Source organism: Chryseobacterium sp. FR054 (assembly GCF_056844565.1).
On the sequence record NZ_JBXDSA010000005.1, the window covers coordinates 318,641 to 324,828 of the forward strand.

Annotated in this window: 4 protein-coding genes; 3 read left to right on the top strand and 1 reads right to left on the bottom strand. The window is 38.3% G+C overall.

Going from position 1 to position 6,188, the window contains the following annotated elements:
- Positions 1–372: 372 nt before the first annotated feature.
- Complete coding sequence (locus AC106S_RS20505; protein WP_482441564.1) at positions 373–1,008, top strand: NAD(P)-dependent oxidoreductase; 636 nt, start codon at positions 373–375, stop codon at positions 1,006–1,008.
- A 55-nt stretch (positions 1,009–1,063) separates the two neighbouring features.
- Here the strand turns inward: AC106S_RS20505 and uvrA are convergent, their stop codons facing one another.
- Positions 1,064–3,856, bottom strand: coding sequence for an excinuclease ABC subunit UvrA (gene uvrA, locus AC106S_RS20510; RefSeq protein WP_482441565.1), 2,793 nt, complete (start codon positions 3,854–3,856; stop codon positions 1,064–1,066).
- A gap of 523 nt (positions 3,857–4,379) precedes the next feature.
- Here uvrA and AC106S_RS20515 point away from each other — a divergent pair.
- Positions 4,380–4,811, top strand: coding sequence for a transposase (locus AC106S_RS20515; RefSeq protein WP_482441567.1), 432 nt, complete (start codon positions 4,380–4,382; stop codon positions 4,809–4,811).
- 14 nt (positions 4,812–4,825) lie between these two features.
- Positions 4,826–5,674, top strand: coding sequence for an IS3 family transposase (locus tag AC106S_RS20520; RefSeq protein ID WP_482441569.1), 849 nt, complete (start codon positions 4,826–4,828; stop codon positions 5,672–5,674).
- The last annotated feature ends 514 nt before the right edge of the window (positions 5,675–6,188 follow it).

Genomic DNA, 6,188 nt, shown 5'->3' on the forward strand with positions numbered 1-6,188 from the left:
CATTTCAAAGCTGAAAAAGACAAAAAATGTTTTCACTTTAGTTGTATTACATAGTAAATGTAGTGATATTTTTAATACGATACATGAATTAAATGTTAAAATTTACAGTCTTTTTTATTAGAACCTTTTTAAATCCCGGATAAATCTGAAAATTTTCTATCTTTAGGCCATCAAACTCGCTTTGTAAATATCATCCTATACTTCAGATGCTCAGGTATTCTGAAAATCTAAGGTTCAGATTCTCTGAGCCGTTATTACTTATTTTTTTGCAGAACCATCGAAAAGTATTTTCTGAAAACTTCTGCTATCTTAAACGGAGCAGCTACTCAACGGAGTTAAAGCCGGCTGCAATAATCAAAAATAAAAATCATTATGAAATCCAATATCATAGCCGTTATCGGCGGAACCGGAAAATCAGGAAAATTCCTGGTACAGGAACTTATTAAAGAAGGATATGAGATAAAACTTTTATTGAGAAATCCTGATCTTTTCACTTTAAAGCATCCGTTAATAAAAATCATACAAGGTGATGCAAGAGAATTTAATGCGATTGACAGCCTGGTTAAAGGGTGCAGTGCTGTTATCAGTACGCTGGGGCAGCCAAAAGATGAGCCGTCTATATTCAGTGATGCGGCAAAAAATATCATCAGAGCGATGGATTTTTATCAGGTGAAAAGATACATTGTAACGACTGGCTTAAGCGTAAATACACCTTCCGACCGGAAAAATGAAAGAGTAAGAATGGCCACGGACTGGATGTATCAGCATTATCCTGAAACCACTCACGATAAACAGAAAGAATACAAACTTCTTTCAGAAAGCAATCTGGACTGGACTTTGGTAAGGCTCCCCTTAATCCATCTGACTGAGGAACATTCCGGTTGGGAAACAGGTCTTGAAGACTGCAGAGGAGAGAGCATCAATGCCGTGGATCTGGCGGAATTTCTGGTCTCTCAGATTGAAGCTGTGAATTACATTAAGCAAAGCCCGTTTTTATATAATGTCTAAAAACGCATTTCATTAAAAAAACAGAGAGTCATTCGGTTGACTCTCTGTTTGTATTTTAGCTTTCAAGCTTTTCTTTAATATATTTCGCAGTATGGGACTTTTTATTTTTAGCCAGTTCTTCCGGAGTTCCGGCAAAAACAACCTCTCCACCGTATTTTCCTGCTTCCGGGCCAATATCGATAATGTGATCTGCACATTTGATAATATCCGGCTGATGTTCGATAACTATTACCGAATGCCCCAGATCAATCAGGGCCTGCAGAGATTTCAGCAGCTTTTGGATATCATGGAAATGCAGTCCTGTGGAAGGTTCATCAAAGATAAATAAGGTTTTATCCGTTGTTACCCCTTTTACCAGGAACGAAGCCAGCTTTACACGCTGTGCTTCACCTCCGGAAAGAGTAGAAGAGCTCTGGCCGAGCTGAAGATATCCCAAGCCTACGTCCTGCAAAGGTCTCAGCTTAGTAACGATCTTTTCTTCATGATTATCTTTAAAGAACTCCAATGCTTCATCTACCGTCATATGAAGAATATCTGAAATGCTTTTCTCATCGAACTTTACTTCGAGGATTTCACTTTTGAATCTGGTTCCTTTACATACTTCACATTCCAGTTCAATGTCAGCCATAAACTGCATGGATACATTGATGACCCCTTCTCCTTTACACTCGTCACAACGACCGCCATCTACATTGAAAGAGAAATGCTTAGGTTTATACCCCATCATTTTTGCCACTTTCTGTTTGGCGAATAAATCTCTGATGTCGTCGTATGCTTTCAGATAGGTTACCGGATTGGATCGTGAAGATTTTCCGATCGGGTTCTGGTCGATCAGTTCAATATTTTTGATCAGGCGCTTAGGAAATTCTACGGAATCGTAATCGCCTTTTTTACCGCCCATTCCCAGCTGGATCTGGATGTCATTGGTTAAGATCTCTTTCATCAGGGTAGATTTTCCACTTCCGGAAACTCCTGAGATCACAACAAGACTTTCCAGAGGAACATCTACATCGATGTTTTTAAGGTTGTTCTGTCTTGCTCCTTTGATGTGAATCCACTCTTTGGCTTTTCTTCTTTTTTCAGGGATTTCAATTTCAAGTCTTCCGGTCAGATATTTTGAAGTAAGCGTATCGGCATTTTTAAGATCATTGTAATCTCCGGCAAATACCAGCTCACCTCCAAGATAGCCTGCCTCCGGGCCAATGTCAATAATATAATCGGCTTCTCTCATCACATCTTCGTCATGTTCCACCACGATCACTGTATTGCCTAAATCTCTGAGATTTTTTAAAACACCGATCAGGTTTTCTGTATCCCTGGAATGAAGTCCGATAGATGGTTCATCCAGAATATAGATTGATCCCACCAGTGAACTTCCAAGACTTGTTGCCAGGTTGATTCTCTGGCTTTCACCTCCGGAAAGCGTATTTGAGGTTCTGTTGAGGGTTAAATATCCTAAACCGACCTTTAATAAAAACTCAATACGGGTGGTGATCTCGTACATCAGTCTTTTTGCCACCTCCCTGTCATGTTCGGAGAGTTGAAGACCCTGCATCAGTGGGAATAATTCATCCAGCGGAAGCTCAATCATCGACTGGATGTTGTGCCCGTCTATTTTTACCCAGCTTGTTTCCTCACGCAGTCTCAATCCTTCACAGGTTGGGCATAAAGTTTTCCCTCTGTACCGGGAAAGCATAACGCGGTACTGAATTTTATACAGATTTTCCTCCAGCATTTTAAAGAAATTGCTGATGGAAGGGAAACTGCTTTTCCCGTCACCTTTCCAGAGGAAACTCTTCTGTTCTTTTGTTAACTGGTGATAAGGCTTATGAATAGGGAAGTCGCCTGCTTTTTTTATGAATTCCTTTTTCCATTCGCTCATTGTTTCTCCTTTCCAGGAAACTACGGCATCTTCGTAAACGGATAAGGTTTTGTTGGGAACGACAAGGTCTTCGTCTATTCCGATTACTTTTCCGTATCCTTCACAGGCCGGGCAGGCTCCGTAAGGATTGTTAAAGCTGAAAAAATGAACATTCGGTTCCAGAAATTCAATGCCATCCAGCTCGAATTTGTTGGAAAACTCTTTTATCTTTCCGGTATCCGTATTTTTCAGGGAACAGTAGCCGCGTCCTTCGTAAAAAGCCATCTGGATAGAGTCGGCAAGACGCTGCAGGAAACTTTCATCTTCTTCGTAAGAAAAACGGTCGATCACCAGGTTGATGATCATTCCTTTTTCGGGAGCAAAGCCGAAACTTTCAAGATCTTCAATTCCGGCAAGGTTTCCGTTGATTTCCAGTCTGGTAAATCCTGCCAGTTTTAAAACGTTCAGGGTTTCCTTAAAGTTGGCCGCGTCATATTCCAGGGGAGCGGTCAGTAAAAATGGAGTATCTTTTTTGGAAGCTCTGATAAAATCCACCACGTCAGATACCGAATCTTTTTTCACTTCCTCACCGGAAACGGGAGAAAATGTTTTCCCGATCCTTGCGAATAAAAGCTTTAAATAGTCATAGATCTCGGTAGAGGTTCCTACGGTGGATCTGGGGTTGGAGGAAATCACTTTCTGCTGGATCGCGATGGAAGGAGCAAGTCCTTTGATGTCGTCCACCTTTGGTTTTTCTAATTTTCCCAGGAACTGGCGTGCGTAGGAACTCAGACTTTCCACGTATCTTCTCTGCCCTTCGGCATAGATGGTGTCAAAAGCCAGTGAAGATTTTCCGCTTCCTGAAACACCGGTGATCACGATCAGTTTATTTTTCGGGATCAGTACATCGATGTGTTTCAGATTGTTAAGATGGGCATTCTTAACGAATATCTGTTTTTTTATGTCTATTTCTGTTGTTTTAGCCATGTTTTTCTTTCTTAAACCTTATGTAATCCCGCTTTCAACTTTATATTCTGCATCCGGGAATGTTTATAAAAAATAAAGAAGAGAGATTGTTTTTATCGTAAAATTAAGACCCACAAAATTACGAATTTTTAGTGAAAATAGCAGGCTAAAAATAGGTCTTCCAACAGAATTAAGTCAGGTTGGATTTTTACCCCTGCAAATGCTTTGGAAAAGCAGCTTTGGAATAAGTATTTAATAGTCATAAGATTATATGGTTGCTGTATTGTTATGTTATTTTCAGTCTTCTTTGCAATTTTAACTATTTTTTTCCCAGGTTGCTATTGCTTTATATTTTAAAATTATTTAAAATTGCATTCATAAATATGTAATATAGAAATGAGAAAATTTTTCAGAGATCTAGTTACACATTTAATGAGAAAAAGATAATAATTACTCCCTCACAAAAGCTGTCTCTATGAGATGGCTTTTTTATTTTCGCCCTTTGTCTCGTCCTAACATAGCGTTACATAAAAAAAGTAATGTTATGGAACCATTTAAAAATCAGTATGTAAAACGTAGCCAAAAGGATTACAGTCTATCCTTTAAACTGGCAGTGGTAAAAGAAGTAGAGAGTGGCAGCATAGGCAATCGTGCAGCTATGCGTAAGTATGGTATTCAAGGTCATGGAACAATAACGGAATGGCGAAGAAAATATGGTACCTTTGATATAGACAACCGCTCACAATATAAAGCTATGCAAACACCAGAACAAAAGATCAAGGAGCTGCAAGAAAAATTAACACGTCTGGAACGTCACAACCAGTATCTTGAAACACGTTTAATGGAGTCTGAAGACAAAGCAGTTATTTTGGATAAATTGATAGACCTGGCGGAGGAAGAATATTTGATTCCGGTAAGAAAAAACTCCTTCCCCGATCAATCCAACATCTCAACAAAGAAACAAAAAAAACGATAAGTTATCTTTGTGGATTGGTCGGGATCAACCGGCAGCGTTATTATAGAAGCTTTTGGATTACGACAGAAAAACAGGATAGATCCGATCTGGTTATTACGATGGTTAATAATCTACGAGCTATGATGCCACGCTTGGGTACACGAAAAATTTATCATATACTAGAAGCATCCCTACAGTCACTGCATGTAGGGCGAGATAAACTGTTCAGTATATTAAAAGCCAATTGTATGCTCATAAAACCTAAGAGAAACTATCGAATAACCACAAATTCCCATCATTGGTTCAGAAAGCATAAGAATCTGATTGAAAATATAGTTCCTGAACATCCGGAGCAGGTATGGGTTTCAGATATCACTTATATTGGAGGTAGGGATAGAAATTGCTTTCTAGCTTTGGTTACAGATGCTTATTCCAAAAAAATAATGGGATATGATGTATCTGATAGTTTAGCAACCAAAGGGGCTGTCAGAGCATTGAATATGGCTATAAAACAAAGACAATATAACAAAAGTTTAATTCATCATTCCGACAGAGGCTTACAGTATTGCAGTAACGATTATCAGAGAATACTGAAAAAGAAAAATATCAAACCTTCGATGACTGAAAGCTATGATCCTTATGCAAATGCCATTGCAGAGAGAGTAAATGGTATACTCAAGCAAGAGTTTTTACTAGAAGATTACAAAGTTAATCTACAAACAATGAATTTACTCGTAGAAGAGGCTATTCACGTTTATAATACTAAAAGACCACATTGGTCTTGTTATATGAAAACACCTGAACTAATGCATAAACAAGATATTGTCAAAATAAGAACCTATAAAAACAAAGATAGTTGTCGAAATAAACCGACAACTATCTGATAAATTATTAATAATTTTATCCTATTAATCTGTAACGCTTATTTAGGACTAGTCACTTAAAATAATATGATCTCCCGCTGATCCGGCAGATTATGCAGTTTTTTGTTGGTTTAACGCAAGAGGCGCAGGAAAATCAAAGATTCTCAGCAATTCTTTGGCTTGCAACCGATTGTTTTAAGAATCGAAAATAGGCTGAAGGCTAGCCATCCGCTTCATTGAATCAGCAAAGTTGATTCTACACTTTGCACCCTAAAATATGTGCAAAGAAGTCAGACTTTTCATTACAAAAAATATATTATCCTATTTATACAAATTTAATTTCCCCCAGATGCCTCGGATTGCACAGATCCGTGTGGGATTTTTTGTCTCGCAGATATAGCAGATAATGCAGATTTTTTTAATGTATTTTGTTGGGAAAACGCAAGAGGTGCAAAGAATTTAAAGTATTCTGTTGTTTTTAAGGCGCAGGAAAATCAAAGATTCTCAACAATTCTTTGGCTTGCAACCGATTGTT